Here is a 24,055-nt window from a genome sequence, read left to right on the forward strand (position 1 = left end):
TGGAGTCTTGTAATATTGTCACTTGAATAGGGGTGAGCATAATGTTCAAATTTAATGATGAAAAAGACAACTTAAACTGTTCGTTTTGTGGGAAATCTCAGGAGCAGGTCCGTAAACTTGTCGCTGGGCAAGGGGTTTATATTTGTGATGAATGTGTTGAACTTTGTGCTGAAATCGTGGAAGAGGAAGTTGGCTTAGAAGAAGGATTCGAGCTAAAAGACGTTCCAAAACCAAGAGATATACAAAGCATACTTGATGAATACCTAATTGGACAGGATAGAGCCAAAAAGTCACTATCTGTCGCTGTTTATAATCATTATAAACGTGTAAATTCTGGTAGTAAAGTCGATGACGTGGAACTAGCGAAATCGAACATCGTTCTAATCGGTCCAACTGGGAGCGGTAAAACTTTACTAGCACAAACACTTGCACGCATACTTGATGTCCCGTTTGCGATTGCTGACGCAACATCACTTACTGAAGCAGGGTATGTTGGTGAAGACGTTGAAAATATCCTACTGAAGTTAATCCAAGCTGCTGATTATGATGTTGAAAAAGCAGAACGTGGTATTATTTACATCGATGAAATCGACAAAGTTGCACGTAAATCAGAGAACGCTTCGATAACACGTGATGTCTCTGGTGAAGGTGTTCAACAAGCTCTTCTCAAAATTCTTGAAGGGACAGTTGCAAGCGTTCCACCACAAGGCGGACGTAAGCATCCGCATCAAGAATTCATTCAAATCGATACAACGAACATCCTCTTTATTGTAGGAGGCGCATTCGATGGGATTAATGAAATCATCAAACGGAGAATGGGTCAAAAACTCATCGGATTTGGTTCAGAACCAAACACGATCGAGGAACAAGATTCGATATTATCGAAACTAATTCCAGAAGACCTTCAAAACTTCGGTTTGATACCAGAGTTCATCGGTCGTTTGCCTGTTCTCGCAAGCTTAGAACCTTTAGATGAGGAGACGCTTTATCAAATTCTGACGGTACCGAAAAATGCAATTGTAAAACAGTACCAAAAAATGCTTGAACTTGATGATGTCGTGCTTCGATTCGAAGAGGATGCATTGCTTGAAATTGCAAAAGCTGCAATTGAACGGAAAACGGGTGCTCGTGGATTACGTTCGATAATTGAAAATATTATGCTGGATGTAATGTACGAACTGCCATCTCTTGAAGAAGTAACTGAATGCATCATTACGCGCGATTCAGTCATCGGAGAAGGAAGTCCAACTTTACTGCGGGACGATGGCTCTGAATTTGTTTTAATGAATGGTAAAACCTCGGCGTAATGCAAAAAGGTTGAAGCTGGCACCAAATGCGTATGTACACTTGCGCTTTTCTGGTGCCGGCTTTTTGCCATCTAACTAGTTAATTATGGAGGTGACATGGACGTGACAACAACGACTACAAAAAATGAAATACCATTATTGCCACTTCGCGGTGTCCTAGTTTATCCAACAATGATCTTACATATCGATGTTGGTAGAGTGCGCTCCATTGCGGCGATAGAATATTCTATAGAACAAGACAGCCTAATTTTTCTTGCGACGCAAAAAGATGAGACTGTTGAAGATCCAACCCCTGAAGATCTTTATGATGTCGGAACACTTGCTTATGTAAAATCAATGACCGAGTTGCCGAATGGGACGTATCGTGTCTTAATCGAAGGTGTCGAACGTGCTGAATGGACTAAGTATGAAGAAAAAGAAGATTTTTCTGTCGCAAGCATAACGGGTATAGCTGACAGTGTTGAAATAGATTTTGAAATGGAAGCATTAATGAGAACGCTGCTTTCCTATTTTGAGAAGTATTCCAAAATATCAAGAAAAATCAAAAAAGAAACGTATGACTCAGTAGCTAAAATCATTGAACCTGGACGACTTGCGGATACGATTACATCTCATTTACCGCTGAAAATCGAGGCGAAACAAGAACTTCTAGAACTATTCGACGTGAAAAAACGCTATGAATGGCTGATTGGCCAATTACATAATGAGCAGGAAGTTCTTGAATTAGAAAACAAAATCAATGCGCGCGTTAAAGAAGCCATGGAAAGAACGCAAAAAGAATTTTATTTGCGGGAACAGATGAAAGCGATTCAAACTGAGCTTGGAGATAAAGACGGCAAAGGATTGGAAGTCGCCGAACTTCAAGCGCGTATTGAAGAAGCGGATATGCCAGCCGGCGTAAAGGAAGCTGCAGAGCGAGAACTCGATCGATATGAAAAAGTTCCAGCTGCATCGGCGGAAAGTGGCGTTATTCGAAATTATATAGAGTGGCTTGTTAACTTGCCTTGGTCAGATGCGACAAAAGACCAGCTCGATATTAATCATTCCGAAGAAATATTAAATCGCGATCACGAAGGACTTGAATTAGTTAAAGAACGGATACTTGAATATTTAGCGGTTCGTCAATTAACAAATTCCTTGCGTGGGCCAATACTATGTTTGGCAGGACCTCCAGGTGTGGGTAAAACTTCACTTGCACGTTCAATCGCGGAATCTCTAGACCGCAAATTCGTTCGAATTTCACTCGGCGGTGTCCGTGATGAATCTGAAATACGCGGACATCGACGTACTTATGTCGGGGCAATGCCGGGTCGAATCATTCAAGGGATGAAAAAAGCCGGTAAAATCAATCCTGTATTTTTACTCGATGAAATTGATAAAATGTCGAATGATTTTAGAGGCGATCCATCATCAGCGATGCTTGAGGTGCTTGATCCTGAACAAAATGCGACTTTCAGTGACCATTATATTGAAGAACCGTATAATTTATCGGATGTGTTATTCATCGCAACTGCGAATGATTTGGGGCCGATACCGGGACCTTTACGCGATCGGATGGAAATTATCACTATCGCAGGTTATACGGAAATCGAGAAAAGTTCGATTGCAAAAAATCATTTAATTCCGAAGCAAATGAAAGAACATGGACTGACGGGTTCGCAGCTTCGCATTAATGATGAAGCGATTTTAAATATTATTCGTTATTACACACGTGAAGCTGGCGTTCGAAGCATGGAGCGTCAGATTGCGGCGATTTGCAGAAGAGCGGCAAAACAAATTGTCACGAATGAAAAGAAACGTGTGATTATTACTGCGAACACGCTGGAAAGCATTTTAGGTAAAAAGAAATTCAGATATGGACTGGCTGAGTCTGAAAATCAGGTTGGTGTTGCGACCGGACTAGCTTATACGCAAGTCGGTGGCGATACATTGCAAATTGAAGTGTCATTGTCTCCGGGTAAAGGAGATCTAATACTTACTGGGAAATTGGGCGATGTCATGAAGGAGTCTGCACAAGCGGCTTTTTCATACGTACGTTCGAAAACAGAGGATTTCGGCATCGATCCTTTATTCCATGAAACATGTGATATTCATATTCATGTTCCAGAAGGTGCTGTTCCTAAAGATGGTCCGTCTGCAGGAATTACAATCGCGACAGCTTTGGTATCAGCGTTAACCAAGCGGAAAATTCGCAGAGAAGTTGGCATGACGGGCGAGATTACACTTCGCGGTCGGGTACTCCCGATTGGCGGCGTAAAAGAAAAAACATTAAGTGCGCATCGTGCTGGATTAACGACGATAATATTGCCGCGTGATAATGAACGGGATGTTGAAGATGTTCCTGATAGTGTTCGCGCGGAATTATCGTTTGTATTCGTTAGTGACGTTGAAGAAGTGCTTAAAATTGCATTGGAGGCGTCAGTAAATGAAAGTGAATAATGTTGAAATGATCATGAGTGCAGTCAGACCGGAACAATATCCGACTGAAGGTTATCCGGAATTTGCACTCGCGGGTCGTTCAAATGTAGGGAAGTCATCATTCATAAATAAGATGATTGGACGTAAAAGCCTTGCGCGCACGTCATCTAAACCTGGAAAAACACAAACGTTGAATTTTTATAAAATAGAAGAACAATTGTTTTTCGTCGATGTGCCGGGGTACGGTTACGCCCAAGTATCTAAATCTTCACGTGCAGCGTGGGGGAGAATGATTGATCAATATCTGACAGAGAGAGAAATCTTGAAAGCTGTTGTTCAAATTATCGATTTGCGTCATCCGCCGACCAAGGATGACAAAATCATGTATGAGTTTTTAGTTCATTACGAACTACCAGCAATTATTATTGGAACGAAAGCCGATAAAATTCCAAAAGGTAGTTGGAACAAACATAAAAAGATCATTCGCGAGAACCTAAACATGCGTCCCGAAGATCCACTAATTGTCTTTTCATCTGAAAAAGGTATTGGGATGGATGAGGCATGGGCAGAAATTAAGAAAAGAATGTAATCGTTGATATAGCTCGATTGATGATGTATTGTCAATCGAGTTTTTGTTGTTTAATAGAATGTGTGTGTTTATGGTCCCTTCGTAGTTTCCTTTAGTCGTTTCCCTCGCTTTATTGGTCGTTTGGCAAATATCGACAAAATAGGCACATCCATTGTTTTTGATGATATTCCTTGTTAAAGTTAATTTAGAATAGTTTTGTATCAGTTGAGCAAACGAGTGTCAGTCATAGGCTGTTCACAATTGGAAATCAAATATACGACGTAATATGTTATAATAGTAATAACGAATATGGAACGTGAAAGGTGTGAGCGCCAAGTGCATACAATCGTAGTAGGTGTTAACCATCGAACTGCACCTGTTGAAATAAGAGAGAAGTTGGCGTTTGTTGAAACAGAATTGGCAGAAGCCATGCAAACGTTGCAACAACAAAAAAGCATATTAGAAAACATAATCATATCGACTTGTAATAGAACTGAAATCTATGCAGTGGTCGATCAATTGCATACAGGACGTTATTATGTGAAACGCTTTTTAGCGGATTGGTTCAATGTGCCAATCGAATCATTTGAAGCGCATCTTGTGATAAATGAGAACGATAAAGCAATCGAGCATTTATTGAAAGTGTCAGCGGGAATGGATTCGATGGTTCTCGGCGAGACACAAATTTTAGGACAAGTCCGAGATAGTTTTCTTGAAGCGCAGTCTATTGGAACGACGGGCACAGTTTTTAATGAGTTATTTAAGCAAGCTGTGACATTTTCCAAGCGAGCGCACTCAGAAACGGATATCGGTGCGAATGCCGTGTCAATTTCTTATGCGGCTGTTGAACTTGGAAAACAAATTTTCGGTTCATTGAATCACAAACATATCGCCATTCTCGGTGCAGGTGAAATGGGCGAACTGGCACTTCAAAACTTACAAGGTAGCGGTGCTGAAAAAGTCACTGTCCTGAACCGGACATTTTCTACTGCCGAAGAGATTGCCGAGAAATTTGGTGGTGTCGCGAAGCCAATTAGCGAGTTGCAATGCGCATTATTGGAAGCGGACATCCTAATTACTTCAACATCTGCGACAAACTTCGTTATTGATTACGAATTAATGAAAAACGTGGAGAAAATGCGTCGAGGCAATCCGATATTTTTAATCGATATCGCAGTGCCTAGAGATCTTGATCCCAAAATCGGCGAAATTCCAAATGTGTTTCTTTATGATATTGATGATTTACAAGGAATAGTCGATGCGAATCTTGCGGAACGTGAAAAAGCTGCAGAGAAAATCGGGTTATTGATTGAAGGGCAAATTGTCGAGTTTAATGAATGGCTTGCGACGCTTGGTGTCGTTCCAGTAATTACGGCTCTACGTGAAAAAGCACTCCGCATACAAGGTTCAACGATGGAGAGTATGTTGAACAAAATTCCAGATTTGACCGAACGCGAGAAAAAAGTATTAAGTAAGCATACAAAATCGATCATCAATCAACTGTTAAGAGATCCAATATTGCAAGTGAAAGAAATGGCAATGGATTCTAAATCAGCTGAAAAAATAGCGTTATTCCAACAGATTTTCGGGATAGATGAAGAAGTTGAAAAGGAAAAAGAGGAATTGGCGAGATTAGCACAAGAGCGGCTAGCAGCACGGTCGAAAAACAACCTTTCCTCGGAACCTGATTTGTCATTTTGACGATTACTAAAAGGGCTTTTCCTCATTACAAATGATACACTGTAAATGGGGAAACGCCTTTTTATATCGTTTAAACTGAATTTTATTTCAGGAAGGGCTGAGGCATTTTGGCTGATATTACGATGACAAGGCTGCACGAGTGGATGGTCATCTTGTATGCATTCAGTCTTGTCTTTTATTTCATCGACTATTTAAATAAAGATAAAATTGCACATCGAGTCGCTTTTTGGATTCTCATTGTTGTTTACACGATGCAAACAACTTCTTTAGTTTTGTATATTGTTGAAACGAAACGTTTTCCGATTTTATCATTATTTGAAGGTATCTATTTCTACGCTTGGCTATTAATAACCGTATCCATTTTGCTGCATTTATTTTCTAAACCGAGTTATATGGTGTTCTTTCTGAATGTGATCGGCTTTATTTTCATGACGATACATACATTTGCTAGTACGCAAATCAAGCAATCGCCTATTGGAGATGCTTTAATATCTGAACTTCTTTTCATTCACATTACATTCGCGATTTTGTCCTATGTCGCTTTTGCGATATCATTTGTGTATGCGATTTTGTATTTATTATTATATAAAATATTAAAAAAGCGGAAATGGTCGAAACAATTTGTCCGACTTCCATCGCTACAACAAACTGCAACCGGCATGAAAGTCGGCGTCATCATCGGTATTCCGCTACTTATGATCAGTTTAATTCTTGGAACACAATGGGCGCATCTCGTTTTAAGTGAATGGTCATTCTTTGATTTTAAGATTATCAGTTCGTTTTTAATCTTAACTTTATATATCCTGGTTTTATTGGCCATGCACACAGGTAGACTAAGAGGAAATAATAGCGCATGGGCGAATATATTTGCATTCCTTTTTGTTATTATTAATTTCTTTCTGGGCAGCACATTGTCCGGATTCCATTTTTGGGTTTAAAAAACCCCATATGAAAGGTTGAGTTGAATGAGAAAAATTATCGTTGGATCGAGAAGAAGTAATCTTGCCATGACACAAACAAAATGGTTTATTGAACAAATGAAAGAGGCAGGCGCGCCATTCGAATTTGAAATCAAAGAAATTGTGACCAAAGGTGATCAAATCCTAGATGTCATGCTATCTAAAGTGGGCGGCAAAGGTCTTTTCGTGAAAGAAATTCAACAAGCGCTGATCAATAAAGAAATCGACTTTGCTGTACATAGCTTAAAAGACATGCCGGCAGAATTGCCTGAAGAACTTATGATCGGCTGCATTCCACCACGTGTTGATGCACGCGATGCTTTCATTTCAAATGGCCATGTGAAATTTTTGGACCTTCCAATCGGCGCGGTTGTCGGCACATCAAGCTTACGCCGTAGCTCGCAATTATTATTGCTTCGTCCGGACCTGGAAATTAAATGGATCCGCGGAAACATTGAAACGCGCATGAAAAAATTACGCGATGGCGAATACGATGCGATTTTACTTGCTGCTGCAGGAATGAAACGTGTTGGCTGGAAAGACGATGTAGTCACTGAATATATGTCCGTCGAGGATTGCATTCCAGCAGTCGGTCAAGGGGCATTAGCGATTGAATGTCGCTCGGACGATAAAGAACTATTAGCTGAACTTGCAAAAGTTTCGGATGATAAAACATGGAAAGAAATTGAAGCAGAACGTACATTTTTAACGGAAATGAACGGTTCTTGCCAAGTTCCAATCGCTGGATATGCTCAGTATGACGGGGAAAATATTCACTTTACTGGATACATTGCTTCACCAGACGCAACGCAAGTATTTAAAGATTCCGTTGTGAGCGCAGATCCAGTTGAAGCAGGGAGGCAAGTTGCCGAAACTTTGCGAGCTGAAGGTGCAGGGGAAGTCATTGAGAAAGTGATGGCCGAGATGGATGAAGGAAAGTGAACCGTTAAAAGGGAAGAAAATCGTTTTTACCGGAACGCTGAAGTCAGAAGATGTATTTGAATTAGTAAGACATTACGGAGGAGAACCAGTTTCTCTTCCGCTCATAAAAGTTTCGGAATTAATAGGGCCAACCGATAAATTACGACTGGATGCCAGTCCTACGTATGACTGGTTAATATTTACGAGTCAAACTGCTGTATCGGCATTTGATGCGAAAATGAAACGCCACGGTTTATCTGTAGACTCGATTCCATCAAATGTCGCAGCAATTGGCACACGCACCGCCGCGGCACTAGAGAAAATTGGTTTTTCAGTGCAATTTATCCCGACAGTATTTAGCGCGGATGTTTTTGTGAAAGAATTTAAACCGCAAGAAAATGATATACGTCGATTATTATTTTTGCGTGGGTCGATTGCAGGACCTACAATCAGTGAGGAATTGCCGTTCGAAGTTGATGAGTGGACAATTTATAAAACCGAAAAAGCCGATGAAAACACAGAAGCACTCGTGGATTTATTGCAACGTAAAAAGGCTGTTTCGGTATTGTTTGCGAGCCCATCTGCTGTCGAGATTTTCGCGGAAGAAGTGGCACCGAAAACCGGTTGGGAAGGTTATACGATTGGGGCAATTGGACATGTCACTGAAAAAGCGCTAAAAGAAGCTGGCGCTCCGGTTCATGTACGACCTGACACCTATACTTTAAAACACCTCGTCGATAAATTGGCGAGCCGAAAGGATGTTACGTTTGGATAATTTAAAATTCCGTCGCAATAGACGTTTACGAAACTCTGGAACACTTCGTTCAATGGTAAGAGAAACAGTTTTACAAAAAGAAGATTTCATCTACCCGATTTTTGTCGTCGAGGGCGATGATATTAAAAATGCAGTAGAATCGATGCCAGGCGTTTATCAATTGTCGCTAGATCATCTAGCTGCTGAAGTGGATGAAGTGGTATCGCTAGGTATCCCGTCGATTATTTTGTTTGGTGTGCCAAAAGTGAAAGATGCAGTAGGAACACAAGCGTATGCAGAGGAAGGAATCGTTCAACAAGCAACTCGTTTTGTGAAAGAACGTCATCCGGATCTCGTCGTGATTGCAGACACATGTCTATGCCAATATACAGACCACGGGCACTGCGGTGTTCTTGAAGACGGCTATGTATTAAATGACCAGTCGCTTGAATTATTGACGAAAACAGCAGTTAGCCAAGCGAAAGCTGGCGCTGATATTATCGCGCCATCCAATATGATGGATGGATTTGTCGCGGCAATTCGTAAAGGCCTCGATGAAGCAGGATTTGTGAACATTCCGATTATGTCGTATGCAGTAAAATATGCATCAGCTTATTACGGCCCATTCCGCGATGCGGCTCATTCATCACCACAATCAGGAGACCGTAAAACGTATCAAATGGACCCGGCAAACCGACTGGAAGCAATTCGTGAAGCAGAAGCGGATGTTGAGGAAGGTGCAGATTTCTTAATCGTTAAACCGGCACTATCATATCTCGACATCATGCGCGACGTGAAAAACAACTTCACATTGCCAGTCGTTGCCTACAATGTGAGCGGGGAATACGCGATGGTGAAAGCGGCAGCTCAAAATGGTTGGATTAACGAACAAGAAATTGTTATTGAGACACTAACAAGTATGAAGCGTGCAGGTGCGGACTTAATTATGACGTACCATGCAAAAGATGCAGCGAAATGGTTGGAGGGAAAATAATTGGAGAAAAATTATACGAACTCGAAACAAGCGTTTGAAAAAGCAGTAGACTTAATGCCGGGCGGCGTGAACTCGCCGGTACGTGCGTTTAAATCGGTGAATATGGATCCGATTTTCATGGAAAGCGGTAAAGGTGCAATGATTACGGATATTGACGGCAATGAATACATCGACTACGTGCTGTCGTGGGGCCCACTAATTTTAGGTCACTCGGATCCAGATGTTGTTGAAGGTATTAAACGTGTTGCAGAAACGGGTTCAAGTTTCGGTGCACCGACATTGGCTGAAAATGAGCTTGCGAAACTCGTTATTGACCGTGTACCATCGATTGAAATGGTACGCATGGTATCATCGGGTACAGAAGCGACAATGAGCGCACTTCGTCTTGCACGAGGCATTACAGGACGCAATATCATTTTGAAGTTTGAAGGATGCTACCACGGACACGGCGACTCTCTACTAATTAAAGCAGGCTCTGGCGTAGCGACGCTTGGACTTCCGGATAGCCCAGGTGTTCCCGAATCAGTTGCGAAAAATACGGTAACGGTTGCTTATAACGACCTTGAAAGCGTGAAGGTAGCGATTGAGGAGTTCGGAGACGATCTTGCAGCAATCATTGTAGAGCCTGTTGCAGGAAATATGGGCGTTGTCCCACCAGAGCCAGGATTCCTAGAAGGTCTCCGTGAATTAACTACAGAAAATGGCTCCATGCTTATTTTTGATGAAGTTATGACAGGTTTCCGCGTAGGATATAACTGTGCGCAAGGTCATTTTGATGTTCAACCGGATATTACTTGTCTTGGAAAAGTAATTGGCGGTGGACTACCAGTTGGTGCGTATGGTGCTTCTAGAGAAATCATGGAAAACGTTGCACCAGCAGGAACTGTGTATCAAGCAGGTACATTGTCTGGTAACCCACTTGCGATGACTGCAGGTATTGAAACGTTGAAAAAATTGACGCCAGCATCTTATGATCATTTCATGAAACTAGGTGACCAACTTGAAACAGGTTTCCGCGCGGCCGCTGAAAAGTATAATATCCCGCACACAGTAAACCGTGCAGGTTCGATGATTGGTTTCTTCTTCACCAATGAAAAAGTTATCAATTACGATGCAGCTAAAACATCAGATCTTGAGTTGTTTGCGGATTACTACCGCTTAATGGCGGAAGAAGGTATCTTCTTACCACCATCACAGTTCGAAGGTATGTTCATTTCAACTGCGCATACTGAGGAACATATTGCGAAAACGATTGAAGCATTCCATACAGTGTTTGCAAAGCTAGCGCGATAATAATTAAATCGATACCGGGTGCTTGGACAATTTATTGTTCCAATACCCGGTTTTTTCATGGATACCGTTAATTTGCGCTCCTTTTCATCAAACGATCAATAAAACGGTTGAAACGACCAAAGCACATAGTCAAACGACTAAAGCGATAAATGAAACGACTATAAACAAATTCAAACGACTATAACCATCATCGAAACGACTAAAGTGACTAAAAATCACCGGTTTTTAATCTCACCTATACCGTTGATTTCCGTTCCGGGCGGCGCTTTCCTGCGGGCGAGCGCCGAGCCGCTTCCCTCGCTACACTCAGTCCAGGGTCTCGTCTGTCTCGCTGATTCCGCGTGAGTCGCCGCCCTCCACTCCAATCAACTTTAATAATCTTCAAAAAGATCCAGCGGGAGGCATCCACAAGCAACGAAGTGTTTTTCAAAGAAGATTATAAATGCAGTCAATATATAATAGAATTTAACTTTATTTAATAAACTTCCCCAAAATCATCTTCTAACAACCAATCATCACGCATACAATTGTTTGTGAGGGAATAGGAGGAGAAAAATATGAAAACTGTACAATGGCAAATGAAAGAGGACTTTGTATTTCCAGAAGCGACGGGAACTCCAACAGGTACAGAGTCGGTCAGAGTAACGCCGAGGTTCACAATTGATCGCTCCAACGAAGCATCGGTCCGAATGACTGGCATCTACCATCTAGCAGTGAATGTCCAATTTGACCTAGAAGCACCTAGAACTGAACAAGCAGAGTCTACAATATTAATTGACGACGTCGAGCTTAATGGAAATTTAGGCTATTTCGAATATGCAGTACCCTTTAATATTGATTTACCGCCCGAGGCAAATGATCCTTTAAACATCGTAACCGCCAATGCGCAATGCGAGATGGAAGGACAAGGCGGGGTTGCAGTTATTTGGGAAGTGCAATGTTCTTACAGAGAAGTCATAGTTGTCCAAGAGGAAAGTGCTAGCCGCGAACAAATCGAGGCTAACGAGGCAGAATCACCTTCAAATGTTGAAGTTGCCGAAACAGAAGAAGTGGTTGAAGAAAAACCTGCACCAGAACACGCTGTGAAATATGAAAACGTCTCGATTCCAGACGATGAAGACGATGAAACACTCTCATTTTTCTCTGGACTAGAAGACGGCGTTTCAACAACGCTTTTCCGTTCAAATAATGTTCCGGTGCAAAGCGAAAGCTATTCCTCCGAGAAAGCATAGTAATAGAAAATCGCCGGCAGTCGGGACGATCAACATGCGAATTAATTGAAAAACGGCGATCGGAATAATAATGGTTTTCGCGTAAAACCTGCATTTCCGTAGCCAGGGTGGCAGTAAATATGGATTATACCCTTTTCTCATAACACAATCCTTTCGTGATTTACTTGACGTACACGCCAGTATTCCTATATAATCAATTCAACTGCATATTGATGCGATGAACGGGAATAGTACGTGACATAATTTTCTAAAGAGAGGGTGCCAATGGTGAGAGGCCCTGTAAACGATGCACAGAATGTCCCCCGTGAGCAGTTTCCATGAACAGGATTGATCTTCATTAGTGGAAACCGGTTTGAAGCCGTTATACAAGTATGAGGTGTACATTTTTTTGCTGTGCACAAATAAAGGTGGTACCGCGAACAACTCCTTCGTCCTTTTTTAAGACGAATGGAGTTTTTTTGTTCCAAAAAATATTGAGGAGGAACTAATCATGTCAACTGAAGATAAAGAATTATCAATGCCTACTAAATACGAACCCGGGACAATTGAAAATGGTCGTTACCAATGGTGGCTAGAAGGAAAGTACTTTGAAGCCCAACCAGAAAGCGGGAAAGAGTCTTATACAATCGTCATTCCGCCTCCGAACGTAACAGGTGTATTGCATCTCGGGCATGCCTGGGATACGACACTCCAAGATATTTTAACGCGCATGAAACGCATGCAAGGGTATGATGCCTTATGGCTTCCAGGAATGGACCATGCAGGAATTGCGACGCAAGCACGTGTTGAGGCACGTCTTCGTTCAGAAGGAAAATCACGCTATGATTTAGGACGCGAAAAATTCATCGAAGAAACATGGAATTGGAAAGAAGAATACGCTTCCCATATCCGTGAACAATGGGCGAAACTAGGTCTTGGTCTTGATTACACGCGCGAACGTTTCACATTAGACAAAGGATTATCAGAAGCGGTTCAAGAAGTCTTTATCAAACTTTACAATAAAGGGCTAATTTACCGCGGTGAATACATTATTAACTGGGATCCGAAAACAAAAACGGCTTTATCTGATATTGAAGTTATCCACCAAGATGTGCAGGGTGCATTCTATCATATGCGTTACCCACTAACAGATGGCACTGGCAGCATTGAAATTGCGACGACGCGTCCTGAAACGATGCTCGGCGATACTGCGGTTGCGGTTCACCCTGAAGATGAGCGTTATAAACATTTAATCGGTAAAACAGTGACACTTCCAATCGTTGGACGTGAAATTGAAATTATTGCCGATGATTATGTGGATATGGAATTTGGAAGCGGGGCGGTTAAAATCACGCCAGCGCATGATCCGAATGACTTTGAAATCGGAAACCGTCACAACTTAGAACGCGTTCTCGTGATGAATGAGGACGGAACGATGAATGAGCTCGCTGGTAAATATAAAGACATGGACCGTTTTGAATGTCGAAAAGAAATCGTCAGAGACCTTCAAGAAATGGGTGTTCTGTTTGAAATCGAAGAACATCTCCACTCAGTCGGTCATTCTGAACGAAGCGGCGCGGTAGTTGAACCGTATCTATCAACGCAATGGTTTGTTAAGATGAAACCACTTGCGGATGCATCAATTGACCTTCAAAAAGGAGAAGGAAAAGTTAATTTCGTTCCAAATCGTTTTGAAAACACATACCTCAGATGGATGGAAAATATCCACGACTGGTGTATTTCACGTCAACTTTGGTGGGGACACAGAATTCCAGCTTGGTACCATAAAGAGACAGGCGAGGTTCACGTTGGAAGTGAACCTCCAGCGGACATAGAAAACTGGAAACAAGATGAAGATGTCCTAGATACTTGGTTCTCATCTGCGTTATGGCCATTTTCAACAATGGGTTGGCCTGATTTGGACAACGAAGAATTCAAACGCTATTACCCGACAAATGCACTTATTACAGGATATGATATTATCGCATTCTGGGTGTCACGCATGATTTTCCAAGCACTCGAATTTACAGGAGAACGTCCATTTGAAGATGTGTTAATCCATGGTCTCGTTCGAGATTCTGAAGGCAGAAAAATGTCGAAATCACTCGACAATGGAATCGATCCGATGGAAGTCATCGAGAAATACGGTGCAGACGCACTTCGTTATACACTTTCAACAGGCGCATCACCAGGGCAAGACATCCGCTTCTCCATGGATAAAGTTGAATCCAACTGGAACTTTGCCAATAAAATCTGGAACGCATCCCGTTTCGCGCTGATGAATATGGACGGAATGACCTATGATGAAATCGATTTATCAGGCGAAAAATCCGTTGCAGACACATGGATCTTAACGCGTTTAAACGAAACCATCGAGCAAGTAACAAATCTTGCTGATAAGTACGAGTTCGGCGAAGTAGGCCGTGCACTTTACACATTCATTTGGGATGATTTCTGTGATTGGTACATCGAAATGGCGAAACTGCCATTATACGGCGAAGATGAAGCAGCGAAAAAGATGACGCGTTCAGTACTCGCGTATGTTCTAGACAATACAATGCGTCTTCTACACCCGTTCATGCCATTCATCACCGAAGAAATCTGGCAGAACCTACCACACGAAGGCGAATCAATTACAATCGCGCCGTGGCCAACAGTTGATGAGTCCTTGTCGAATAAAGAGCGTGCATCTGACATGAAATTGCTGATGGACATCATTCGTTCTGTTCGAAACATCCGTGCAGAAGTGAATACGCCAATGAGCAAAGAAGTTCCGCTCTATATTTCAACAAGAGACGATAAAACAGCTGAGATTTTCGAAACGAACCGAAAATACATCGAGCGTTTCTGTAATCCTAAACCATTAACAATCGGTAAAGGAATTGCAGCACCAGGCAAAACAATGTCAGCAGTCATTACAGGTGCTGAGTTGTTCTTACCACTTGAAGGCTTGTTGAATATTGACGAAGAACTAGCACGTTTAGCAAAAGAGTTGAAGAAATGGGAAAGTGAAGTCAAACTTGTCCAAGGCAAACTCGCGAACGAACGCTTCGTCAACAATGCACCAGAAGCTGTAGTAGCGGAAGAACGTGCAAAAGAAAAAGATTATCTCGAAAAATACGCGACTGTTGAGAAGCGTATGAAAGAATTGAAAGAGATTTAATATCGACATTAAACACCCTATTGGAATTTGCACTGACCTAAAAAAATGAGACAAAATAAAACACCTTTCGTTGAAAAACGGGTATAGATACCCAACTAAACAACGTGGAGGTGTTTTTTCTATGGGAACAAGAGTAAGTTATCCCATTGAAGTAAAAATGAAGGCGATAGAAATGCGGTTAGCTGGAGTGCCCGTAAAAGAAGTTATGGATGAATTAAATATTAGAAATTATACGCAGCTTAAAACATGGATGCGGTGGTATCGAAACGGAGAACTATTCCGTCTTAAGCAACCTGTTGGTAAGCAATATGCCTACGGCAAAGGACCCGAATATGAAAATGAAACAGCCAGTCTACTGGCAGAAAACCGTTTTTTGAAACAACAGATTGAAGTATTAAAAAAGTACGCGGAATTGGAAAGGAGGTGGAACCAAAAATAGTTTTACGATTAGTGGATGAATTAAAAGGATCTATGCCAATAGGTGAAGTATGTCATCATTTGGGCGTAAGTCGCTCATCGTATTATCGGTGGAAGAAAGATGCAGACAAACTGACACCAAAGGAGGAACGCAACCAACAAATTGGCTTCTTATGCAAGAAACACAAATTTAGATATGGATACCGGAAGATAGCTGACTTGTACCCTGGAGCCTGTAAGAAGACGGTTCAGCGAGTTATGCAACAATACGGTTGGCAATGCCGAGTGAAGGTTAAAAAACGCAAGCGAACCGGGCAACCCGCATATGTCGCACCGAATTTGTTGGAGCGTGACTTTTCCGCGACTCGGCCACTAGAAAAGCTACTTACTGATATTACGTACTTGCCCTTCGGGCAATCAATGATGTATCTTTCAAGTATCTTTGATGTTTTTAATGGAGAGATCGTGGCGCGGATCGTTGGGTTCACTCAGGACACCGCGTTTGTCCTTGATACCTTAAATCAATTACCTGACTTGCCGGAAGACTGTATATTGCATTGTGATCAAGGTTCGGTTTACACATCTTATGCCTATCAGAGGGCAGTCAAAAAAAAAGGAATTACCATGAGCATGTCCAGAAAAGGCACGCCAGCAGATAATTCCCCAATTGAAACGTTTCATTCCTCGCTAAAGTCTGAAACGTTCTATCTCGACGATATCTTTCGCACAACCAATGCAAGAGTGATACAAATCGTCGAAGAGTACATTGACTATTATAACAATATCCGAATTCAAACGAAACTAAACAGCCAGTCACCGGTACAATTCCGTCAACTGGCTGCATAATAAGGTGTTTTCTTAATGTCTCAAAAAAGTTAGTCAGTGCCATTTTCAATAGGGTGTTTTTGTGTGATTTTTGTCGTATTATCAAAGTTGTTGGAATACCATAGTGAATCCTTTTTGCTAAAAATTACTATTCTGTGATACAGTTTACTTATATTAGTTAAATATAATCGGTCTGACATGAAAGTAATAGATTAGAAATTTGTACATATTGGAGAAAAGGATGGTAAATATGGGAATATTCAAATTAAAGTGGAAAGCAAATGAAAAAGGAATTTCTTTAGTTGAGGTGCTTGCTTCAATCGTTATATTAACCTTACTATTAACCACTTTTTTAATGATGTTTGTCCAATCAGCCAAAACTAATAAAAAGTCAGAAGAAATCATAGATGCAACTTATATTGCACAGACGGAAATGGAAAATATATATGCTGTTAGTAGAAATCCAGATTTTATCGATAGGAAAACGGCTATGAAATCGCTATATCAATTTGATGAAATAAAAAAACATTATTATACGAATAAAAATAATATGTATATTGAAGTTAGATTTAAGGATGTAAAGCTGGAAGAAGAAAAAATAATTGACGACTTAATAGGTATTATTGTGGTTGTACGAGAAAGTCAAAATGATGAAAAAGTCCAAGCCCAAATGGAAACAATTTTATATTGGGAGGCGGATGTGGATGAATAAATATCTGGAAAATGATCGTGGAATAACACTTGTTGAATTACTCGCCGTTATTGTTATTGGATCATTAATGCTAATATTAATTAGTAATATACATATATTTGGACATAAACAAAGTAATGACCAATCAGAAAATTCAAAGAATCTATTTGACGTTTCATATGCAGCAAAAATGATTACTAAAGAGGTTAGAAAGGCAGAAACCGTTAATGCTGAAGGCGATATTTTAACATTAAATCGTGGCAAGCAAAATGAGATTGTATTTAAAAAACAAAGTACATCGCTAGTGATGAATGGTAGTCCAATAGTTAAGGAAATATCGGAATTTATAGTTCATCCTAAAGGATCTACCGTAGATAAAAAAAACATACTTTTACTTACAATTAAAGGGAAGTATTTAGAAGGTAAAAGGTCAACAGAAGAAATAACAACAGAAATATTTATTAGAGGAGAGAACTTAAATGAATAAACGAAGTTGCACTCCAATTAAAAATGAACGAGGCTTTACACTTTTAGGAGTGTTAATGGTACTGATTGTATTATCAATACTTGGGGTCGGCGTTATTGCAACAACGTCAAATATAATGCAAGTTTCTATAAGTGAACGTGATGATCAATCCGCATTTTATATTGCTGAAGGTGGAGCAACAAAAATACTGGGGATTATAGATAAAAAAACTCAGCTTTTATCCGCGGAACAACCATCCGAAGCAGAGTTTTTTGAAAAACTGGAAGATTATATGAGAAAGTTAGATAAAAATGTCGATTTTCCAAAGACCCAAGCCATTGCAGAAGTGGAAATTAATTTGGAGAATTCACCGGAATATCATATTATTTCCACTGGAAAAATTGGAAGTAAATCAAGAAAAGTAGAAGGTACTTTTACTGTAAGTTTCGAAAAAGGTGAAAATGGAATATCTGTTCCAAAGGGTATTGCAGTCTATTCTGCGAATAAAATGCAATTAACTAATGGTGAAATTCTCGGAGATATTATGCTAGGATTTAATAATACTTGCAATTCTATAATTGTGGATGGAGATCCTACTATTAAAGGTAAAATAATAATACCCCAAAATGGATGCTCTGATGGTTTTCAAGCTCCTGAATGGTGGAGAAACAACAAAAAACCGGTAATAGAGAAACATAGTCAAGTACTAGAATTTCCACTTCCACCATTTCCTGATTTTCCAGAGTATCCAAAGATGTTACATTCAAAAGTAGACCAACTAGGGAATGTTAGTAGTGGGATAACGCAAAAGTTGATTTTAGATTCGAATTACCAATTTAATAATATTGTGATTAGTAGTTACTCTACATTAACATTAGATATTGGAAGTAAAGATATATCAATTGTAGTTAATAGTATCAAAGGTTCAGGTCATATCGAAGTCAAAGGTAGTGGAAGTTTAACAATTTATTTAAAAGACAACATCGCTATAAGCGGAAATTTTAATCTGAATGGAAATGATAATACCTTTATTTATATTGGAAAATCTAATGAGCCAACGAACCCAAAAACAATAAAAGGTTCCGACCATGGCGTATTTAAAGCTTCTATTTATGCTATAGATGCGAATATTGAGCTAGCAGGCTCTTTGGGTAAAAGCGCGCACATTGTTACAGGTGGCAAAAGTGTAAAGTTATCAGGACATTCGAGTGCTACAACTTCAAAAGGCTACGTAGTCTATGCACCTAATGCAGTTGTGGAATTAAGCGGAAGTGGAGCTTTAACTGGTTCAGTTATATCTAATATATTTAAAATTACTGGGGGCGCTAAAGTAACTACTAAAGATATAGATTTGGGAGATACCCCGTTTTTTCCAGGAAGTAATAGTGCTGGAAAAGCCACATTCACAAAACAAACTTTAAAAGAAGTATCAAAATAAAATTATATAAGATTGGTGTATTAATTAGGAATTCAGTGAAAGTCCAAGAGTTGTAAAATATAGTTTTTTGGTAGAATCTATGGAACGATAGTAGATAGTTTTAAAGTTAGTTTTATAGTCGTACACTCGCGCAAGATTAATTAATTTAAAACCCGTTTAATATTTATAATGAAAAAAGAAGTCATTCGAGATTTTGGTGGACTTCTTTTTAAATGGAATTTCATTTTTATAACTGGTTATATATGCCGGTGATGTAGCACATCAATTTCTCCGCTACAGAAAAGTCATGCGTTTCATACAACGATCTTGCACCAACAGGATCTTCAATCTCATTCAATAACCACTGACCGTCTGGCAATAACAGGAAGTCAATACCAATGTAGTCACTTTTCAGTGCACGGGCAATTTTTGATACTTCTTTTTCCTGCCAGCTGGAAAGAGTATACTTTTCAACAGATCCACCCAGTGTATAGTTGGATTTGAATGTCCCCTTGCCGGTGCGCTTTACTGCGCCAATCACCGTTTCACCAATCATGAAAACTCTTACGTCTTGTGCCTTAGTTTCTATATAGGGCTGCGCAATAATTTGACGACTGCTATAGGTTGAAAGAAATGTTTTAGCATCAAATTCATTATTGCATAGTTCTACTTCCGAGCCTCCATGTCCATCCACTGTTTTCAGGACAATAGGGAAAGGGGGTAAATCAGCTATATCTGAAACTTTTGTTGTCGGTACAGTAGGAATTCCAAGGAGTAATGCTAATTCATACGTTAACCGCTTATCATTCGCAATCCTGTTTACCTCGGCACGATTGAAAACTCGGAAACCTTCTCGTTCGAATGCTTTTGCTTTTTCTGGATTTCGGTCTCTAAACAAAATGAAATCTAAATTCTTATCTGGTATTTCGTCATCCACTATTAATCGAAGATCTATGCCGATTTTCTTTGCTTCATTTTTCAAATCTTCTATGAACGCACAATTTCGTATTGCTTCTTTTTTTGAGTAATAAAGATAAGCTATCACTGAATTTCCCTCAATATATATGTAATCATCGCATCCGCGACGTTTATGCCTGTGACGTTGTAAATGTTTCGGATATGGGCTGCTGCATTTACTTCACAAACCAGTGGTTCTTCATTTTCTCCGAATAGCAGATCGACACCGGCAAACTCAGCACCTACAGCATCCGCAGCTCGTATTGCTAGTGCTTTTTGTGCCTCTGTTAACTCTATAACTTCTGCTACGCCACCATTCGTAATATTTGCGCGAAAATCTGTTTCGGAGTGACGATACATGGCCGCGACAATTTCACCTCCGACAATATTAACTCGAATATCACGCCCACGACTTGATTCGATAAACTGTTGAAATATATAATCGACCCCACGCAATTCATCTACTTTTGAATAAAAGTCATCTTCAGTCTCAATCAAATACACCCTCATGCCAAAAGAACCGTGACCTTCTTTAATAATCATTGGAAGTCCTAAATAACTTAGAACTTTTTCATAATAACCAGAATCAGCTATTGTAAATGATGGATACACTTTTGGCGCAATAATTGTTTTGGGCATAGGGATCTCATTCCGCGATAACTCCAAATATTGATTTGCCTTATTATCACAAGTTTCGATAACGTCTGGATCATTAAAAACTCGAATACCGTTATTTTTCAAAAACTTTGCAAGTAAAATATCTTTATCTAGAAAGACAACAAAACTTGGTCGTTCGGCAAAATTATTTGAAAGGTCCATCATTACTTCATAATTTTTCTTTAACTCTGCTTGGACACCTGCACGTTCTGCGGCTTCTTTAATAAGAACTGCTTGATCTTTGAACTTATCACTCGTTAAACTTCCGTTATAAACTACCCAACAACTATACACAAAGATTCCTCCGGTCATGATTTTCTATACTTGCACTAATTTTACCATACGAAGGGGGAATAGTGATTTTAAAATGAAAAAGGTTCATAGCCTAATGTTGACCATGAACCTTTTCGCTAATAAGAACGATCTCTTTCAACGGGAGGATTGATATTATATATTATTGGTTCTTGTTGTCTTAAGTCGGAATAGGTTGAAATAATATCGGGGTCGTATAAAACTTGAAGTCGTGATTTTACACCATTTTTGCCTTGTCCCGATTCACCCTCGAAATAATGTCCCCGTGATCCATATGAAAAATTTTGAGATCCACTAAAGCGCTGACTTTTGGCTTGTCCTCGTATAGCATTTAATACAATTCTTCTAGCTGAAATACCGCCTTCAATTTTGATGTTTGATCCTACGCCAAACATTTCCAAATCTTTTTCTGAATAGAAGAAGCCTTTAATTAGACTAGGCGCATCCTGGTTTATGGAGTTGTTGGAAATTTTCACATTTCCTTTTGCAAAAATGATAAATGTACCTGTTTTACCGTTGCTGAGAGATTTACCATTCATTGTCGAATATTGTATATCGACATTCCCGTTAACATACATAAGTACATTACTCTTCAATGCAGCGCCTTTAATCGTTACATCTCCATTAACAAACATGGTCCCTTCTAATGAAATATCTGCAAACTCGTTTACATTTTCTTTTCCGTTTCCAATAGATAAGCTCTTATCAATGTAAAGCCCATCTGAAACTGTAATATGCGTATTATTATTCGCGACTTTTAAGCTCCCCAATGTCGAAAATTGTTTGAACTTATTATCGCCTCTTAACTCAAAGGTGCCTGTATCAGTATAGCCGTTATTGCTCCATGCATAAGAAGGAAACACTTTTAAATTTGGAAAGTCCGCCGAAGTAATCACTCTACTAGAGTTAGTTTTAATAACATGCGCTGCACCCGAGCGCACATATTTATAAACACTTTGTTTATCACTAATCCCTATAGGACTTCTAACCGGATTTCGTGTGACTACTACAGGTGCAAATCCTGTCCGAAAAAGGGCATTAATGTTATTTGTTTGATTGCTGTAGTTCCTATTACTATTAAAATCATTACGGGATATATGGCTACTATATCCAAGGTTTGAATTAAAAGTATATGCTTTTTTTCCAAGGACTAATCTAGCGGTTTCGGCACCTGGAGTTGGCTTGGTCGATGGATACAAACTATCAATCCACTTTTCACCATTTAAGTAAGCGTATCCTTTATTGCGTGAAATGATATTCCCGTCAACTTTCATATCTCCTTGAACATGGACGCCACCGTGAAGAAGTAAATTACCTTCGCCATCCTGTAAACCATCTTTAGGGTCAATATTCGTACCAATCGCGTATTTTAATATTTCCGGTGCATTATCGGCTCCAATTTCCATCTTGCTTACTAATGTACGTTCTTTGTTCCCTGATTGACCAACGCTTACAAATGTTACGAGTTTTCGAAGTGGATTTACAACATCATTTTGATCTTTTGTGTCATCAATGTTCTCAATACATACTTCAAAATCTCCTGTTTCACCTGACTCAGATTTCAAAACACCAGAGCCATCGCATTTATATTTATCTAGGGTTTGTCTAAGTTTGCTTATAAATTCATCGCGGGGAAGTCCATTATTGCTGTCTAGCGCAATTGTTAGCTCGTGATTAATCTCACTTGTAATCCGATCAATCCCTTTATCTGAAAGACTAGCAGAGCGAGTTATGTCTTGCCGCACTTCATTTTTTGCAATACCGCTGGAAGTTAGGGACATTAAGCTCATACCTAGGACGACAAACAAAAGTATTAAAACTAGTGTGATAAGTAGTGTATAACCGTCTTGCCGCTTAGCCAATTTCATAGTCAATCCGCCTCCGACTTTACATCGTTAATCGTACGAACTTCATTTTCAAATGTAACATCTTGATTTTTTATGGGCATTTCTAGGACAAGCTTTACTTGATAAACTCCGTAACTACTCTGTTCAATTTTTGACTCACTTGAAATATTGATTTTAGAATTCGTTGTTGAAATACTTTTATCCTGTATCAACAGATCATTGCCAACGAACCCACTCTTCTTTTCACCTTTCATCAAAAAGTAACAATTCTCCGTACAATTTTCACTTGGACGCGTAAGAATATCGGATTCCTTCGTCGTGTACAGCTCTTTTACCAATGAAACCATAAGTATATCTGCCTCATCCCGGAATGCTGTATCTGTTGAAATAACGTTATAATGATTCATTCCCTTGAGCAGTAAACCAATTGCAAACACTGAAATCATAGCTGTTAATGATGCAGCGGCCAATAATTCGATGAGTGTCAGACCGCGTTCGTTTTTCAGGAATTTAGTCATAAGAAACATACCCTTCTACGGAACTTTTAGTATGGCCATTCTGTGCGGTTACAGTAACAATGACATTAAATAGTTTAATAGACGCTTCATCAACATCTTGCGTAACTTTTATCGAAGCGTTATAATCTTTTCCATTCATTTCCTCAAGGTCAAATATAAATGGATTCCCGGTGTTTAAGGTGTTCACAAGTTTTTCAGCATACTCGGGCTCGTCCAAAGTTGGATCTAATTTCAAACGTTCCAAAACAGCATCTGCTAAATTAATGACGACTAATTTTTCATTATTTGTAACGGCCGCTTTATTCGTTTGAATAAAAAATGTAAAAAAAGAAGTTAGCACGATTGTAAGCAAAAGTATCGATGCGATAACTTCGATGAGTGAAAAACCTTTTTCATTTTCCATAAATGGACCCTCCAAGAAGAATTGAATTATGGTAGAAATATATTATTTTAATAAATTCAGTCAATTTGACTTATCATCATTGTAGATAAGTAAGCCGAAAGAATCAACCGATTTTGTAATTTAATAATTATTTATCCATAAACAGGCATAAAGTTATATAGAAAAACCGTAACTTTTACATTATTCAACATTAATCTTCGTAAGCGTCATCGCTACAGCGAATTTAACAATTGACATGATATACTGAAACAAAATG

General features: G+C 39.6%; 20 protein-coding genes and 1 other annotated feature. Of the genes, 15 read left to right on the forward strand and 5 right to left on the reverse strand.

The genetic code is table 11. From position 1 onward, the window contains the following. Positions 1 to 41: 41 nt before the first annotated feature. The 15 genes from clpX (at position 42) to J4G36_RS03920 (ending at position 19,126) form a co-directional block, all read left to right on the forward strand. Complete coding sequence (gene clpX / locus J4G36_RS03850; protein WP_210468753.1) at positions 42 to 1,307, forward strand: ATP-dependent protease ATP-binding subunit ClpX; 1,266 nt, start codon at positions 42 to 44, stop codon at positions 1,305 to 1,307. Positions 1,308 to 1,409: 102 nt separating this feature from the next. Next, entirely contained in the window at positions 1,410 to 3,746 is a 2,337-nt protein-coding gene (gene lon / locus J4G36_RS03855; protein WP_368668718.1) for an endopeptidase La, read from the forward strand. Beyond that, positions 3,733 to 4,314, forward strand: coding sequence for a ribosome biogenesis GTP-binding protein YihA/YsxC (gene yihA, locus J4G36_RS03860; protein ID WP_210468755.1), 582 nt, complete (start codon positions 3,733 to 3,735; stop codon positions 4,312 to 4,314). Before lon ends, yihA begins: the two co-directional genes overlap by 14 nt. A 315-nt stretch (positions 4,315 to 4,629) precedes the next feature. After that, positions 4,630 to 5,994, forward strand: coding sequence for a glutamyl-tRNA reductase (hemA, locus tag J4G36_RS03865; RefSeq protein WP_210468756.1), 1,365 nt, complete (start codon positions 4,630 to 4,632; stop codon positions 5,992 to 5,994). Between the two features lie 107 nt (positions 5,995 to 6,101). Further along, a complete protein-coding gene (gene ccsA, locus J4G36_RS03870; RefSeq protein WP_210468757.1) occupies positions 6,102 to 6,932 on the forward strand; it encodes a cytochrome c biogenesis protein CcsA in 831 nt (276 codons plus the stop codon). A 27-nt stretch (positions 6,933 to 6,959) separates the two neighbouring features. Continuing rightward, positions 6,960 to 7,895, forward strand: a complete 936-nt coding sequence (gene hemC / locus J4G36_RS03875) for a hydroxymethylbilane synthase (protein ID WP_210468758.1) — start codon at positions 6,960 to 6,962, stop codon at positions 7,893 to 7,895. Then, entirely contained in the window at positions 7,882 to 8,649 is a 768-nt protein-coding gene (locus tag J4G36_RS03880) for a uroporphyrinogen-III synthase (RefSeq protein WP_210468759.1), read from the forward strand. Before hemC ends, J4G36_RS03880 begins: the two co-directional genes overlap by 14 nt. Then, the gene (gene hemB / locus J4G36_RS03885) at positions 8,633 to 9,622 is read left to right on the forward strand and encodes a porphobilinogen synthase (RefSeq protein ID WP_483315877.1); all 990 of its coding nucleotides are present in this window, start codon (positions 8,633 to 8,635) and stop codon (positions 9,620 to 9,622) included. The genes J4G36_RS03880 and hemB overlap by 17 nt, the downstream gene beginning before the upstream one ends. Further along, the gene (gene hemL, locus J4G36_RS03890; RefSeq protein ID WP_210468761.1) at positions 9,623 to 10,915 is read left to right on the forward strand and encodes a glutamate-1-semialdehyde 2,1-aminomutase; all 1,293 of its coding nucleotides are present in this window, start codon (positions 9,623 to 9,625) and stop codon (positions 10,913 to 10,915) included. Between the two features lie 557 nt (positions 10,916 to 11,472). Continuing rightward, positions 11,473 to 12,147, forward strand: a complete 675-nt coding sequence (locus J4G36_RS03895) for a hypothetical protein (RefSeq protein WP_210468762.1) — start codon at positions 11,473 to 11,475, stop codon at positions 12,145 to 12,147. Between the two features lie 208 nt (positions 12,148 to 12,355). Continuing rightward, positions 12,356 to 12,586 (forward strand) — a binding site (T-box leader). A 51-nt stretch (positions 12,587 to 12,637) separates the two neighbouring features. Next, positions 12,638 to 15,289 (forward strand): valine--tRNA ligase, encoded by a 2,652-nt coding sequence (locus tag J4G36_RS03900; protein WP_210468763.1) that lies wholly within the window; start codon positions 12,638 to 12,640, stop codon positions 15,287 to 15,289. A gap of 121 nt (positions 15,290 to 15,410) precedes the next feature. Further along, positions 15,411 to 16,552 (forward strand): IS3 family transposase gene (locus J4G36_RS03905; RefSeq protein WP_483315878.1). Its coding sequence is split into 2 segments (ribosomal slippage): positions 15,411 to 15,684 and positions 15,684 to 16,552, totalling 1,143 coding nucleotides; the frame shifts between segments, so codons are not numbered across the junction. Between the two features lie 229 nt (positions 16,553 to 16,781). Continuing rightward, positions 16,782 to 17,243 (forward strand): prepilin-type N-terminal cleavage/methylation domain-containing protein, encoded by a 462-nt coding sequence (locus J4G36_RS03910; protein WP_210468764.1) that lies wholly within the window; start codon positions 16,782 to 16,784, stop codon positions 17,241 to 17,243. After that, on the forward strand, positions 17,236 to 17,709 hold the full coding sequence (locus J4G36_RS03915; protein WP_210468765.1) for a PilW family protein: 474 nt from the start codon (positions 17,236 to 17,238) through the stop codon (positions 17,707 to 17,709). The genes J4G36_RS03910 and J4G36_RS03915 overlap by 8 nt, the downstream gene beginning before the upstream one ends. Beyond that, the gene (locus tag J4G36_RS03920; protein WP_210468766.1) at positions 17,702 to 19,126 is read left to right on the forward strand and encodes a pilus assembly PilX N-terminal domain-containing protein; all 1,425 of its coding nucleotides are present in this window, start codon (positions 17,702 to 17,704) and stop codon (positions 19,124 to 19,126) included. The genes J4G36_RS03915 and J4G36_RS03920 overlap by 8 nt, the downstream gene beginning before the upstream one ends. A gap of 226 nt (positions 19,127 to 19,352) precedes the next feature. Here J4G36_RS03920 and J4G36_RS03925 read toward each other — a convergent pair whose 3' ends face one another. From J4G36_RS03925 to J4G36_RS03945, 5 genes are all read right to left on the reverse strand, one after another. Then, the gene (locus J4G36_RS03925; RefSeq protein ID WP_210468767.1) at positions 19,353 to 20,087 is read right to left on the reverse strand and encodes an ATP-grasp domain-containing protein; all 735 of its coding nucleotides are present in this window, start codon (positions 20,085 to 20,087) and stop codon (positions 19,353 to 19,355) included. 59 nt (positions 20,088 to 20,146) lie between these two features. Further along, positions 20,147 to 21,013 carry an ATP-grasp domain-containing protein gene (locus J4G36_RS03930; protein WP_210468768.1) on the reverse strand — a complete coding sequence of 289 codons (867 nt, stop codon included), beginning with the start codon at positions 21,011 to 21,013 and terminating at the stop codon, positions 20,147 to 20,149. 116 nt (positions 21,014 to 21,129) lie between these two features. Beyond that, positions 21,130 to 22,899 (reverse strand): hypothetical protein, encoded by a 1,770-nt coding sequence (locus J4G36_RS03935; protein WP_210468769.1) that lies wholly within the window; start codon positions 22,897 to 22,899, stop codon positions 21,130 to 21,132. Between the two features lie 2 nt (positions 22,900 to 22,901). After that, on the reverse strand, positions 22,902 to 23,396 hold the full coding sequence (locus J4G36_RS03940; protein WP_210468770.1) for a hypothetical protein: 495 nt from the start codon (positions 23,394 to 23,396) through the stop codon (positions 22,902 to 22,904). Further along, positions 23,389 to 23,799 carry a type IV pilus modification PilV family protein gene (locus J4G36_RS03945; RefSeq protein WP_210468771.1) on the reverse strand — a complete coding sequence of 137 codons (411 nt, stop codon included), beginning with the start codon at positions 23,797 to 23,799 and terminating at the stop codon, positions 23,389 to 23,391. Before J4G36_RS03945 ends, J4G36_RS03940 begins: the two co-directional genes overlap by 8 nt. Between the last annotated feature and the right edge of the window lie 256 nt (positions 23,800 to 24,055).

The sequence above is a fragment of the Sporosarcina sp. 6E9 genome, assembly GCF_017921835.1.
GTDB lineage: Bacteria > Bacillota > Bacilli > Bacillales_A > Planococcaceae > Sporosarcina.

What these genes read in the sequence shown, in the direction of transcription:
- J4G36_RS03895 (WP_210468762.1), top strand. Translation starts at nt 11,473, where the DNA reads ATGAAAACTGTACAATGGCAAATGAAAGAGGACTTTGTATTTCCAGAA.
- clpX (WP_210468753.1), top strand. Translation starts at nt 42, where the DNA reads ATGTTCAAATTTAATGATGAAAAAGACAACTTAAACTGTTCGTTTTGT.
- hemB (WP_483315877.1), top strand. Translation starts at nt 8,633, where the DNA reads ATGTTACGTTTGGATAATTTAAAATTCCGTCGCAATAGACGTTTACGA.
- hemC (WP_210468758.1), top strand. Translation starts at nt 6,960, where the DNA reads ATGAGAAAAATTATCGTTGGATCGAGAAGAAGTAATCTTGCCATGACA.
- yihA (WP_210468755.1), top strand. Translation starts at nt 3,733, where the DNA reads ATGAAAGTGAATAATGTTGAAATGATCATGAGTGCAGTCAGACCGGAA.
- J4G36_RS03920 (WP_210468766.1), top strand. Translation starts at nt 17,702, where the DNA reads ATGAATAAACGAAGTTGCACTCCAATTAAAAATGAACGAGGCTTTACA.
- J4G36_RS03900 (WP_210468763.1), top strand. Translation starts at nt 12,638, where the DNA reads ATGTCAACTGAAGATAAAGAATTATCAATGCCTACTAAATACGAACCC.
- J4G36_RS03915 (WP_210468765.1), top strand. Translation starts at nt 17,236, where the DNA reads ATGAATAAATATCTGGAAAATGATCGTGGAATAACACTTGTTGAATTA.
- J4G36_RS03940 (WP_210468770.1), bottom strand. Translation starts at nt 23,396, where the DNA reads ATGACTAAATTCCTGAAAAACGAACGCGGTCTGACACTCATCGAATTA.
- J4G36_RS03935 (WP_210468769.1), bottom strand. Translation starts at nt 22,899, where the DNA reads ATGAAATTGGCTAAGCGGCAAGACGGTTATACACTACTTATCACACTA.
- J4G36_RS03945 (WP_210468771.1), bottom strand. Translation starts at nt 23,799, where the DNA reads ATGGAAAATGAAAAAGGTTTTTCACTCATCGAAGTTATCGCATCGATA.
- J4G36_RS03910 (WP_210468764.1), top strand. Translation starts at nt 16,782, where the DNA reads ATGGGAATATTCAAATTAAAGTGGAAAGCAAATGAAAAAGGAATTTCT.
- J4G36_RS03880 (WP_210468759.1), top strand. Translation starts at nt 7,882, where the DNA reads ATGAAGGAAAGTGAACCGTTAAAAGGGAAGAAAATCGTTTTTACCGGA.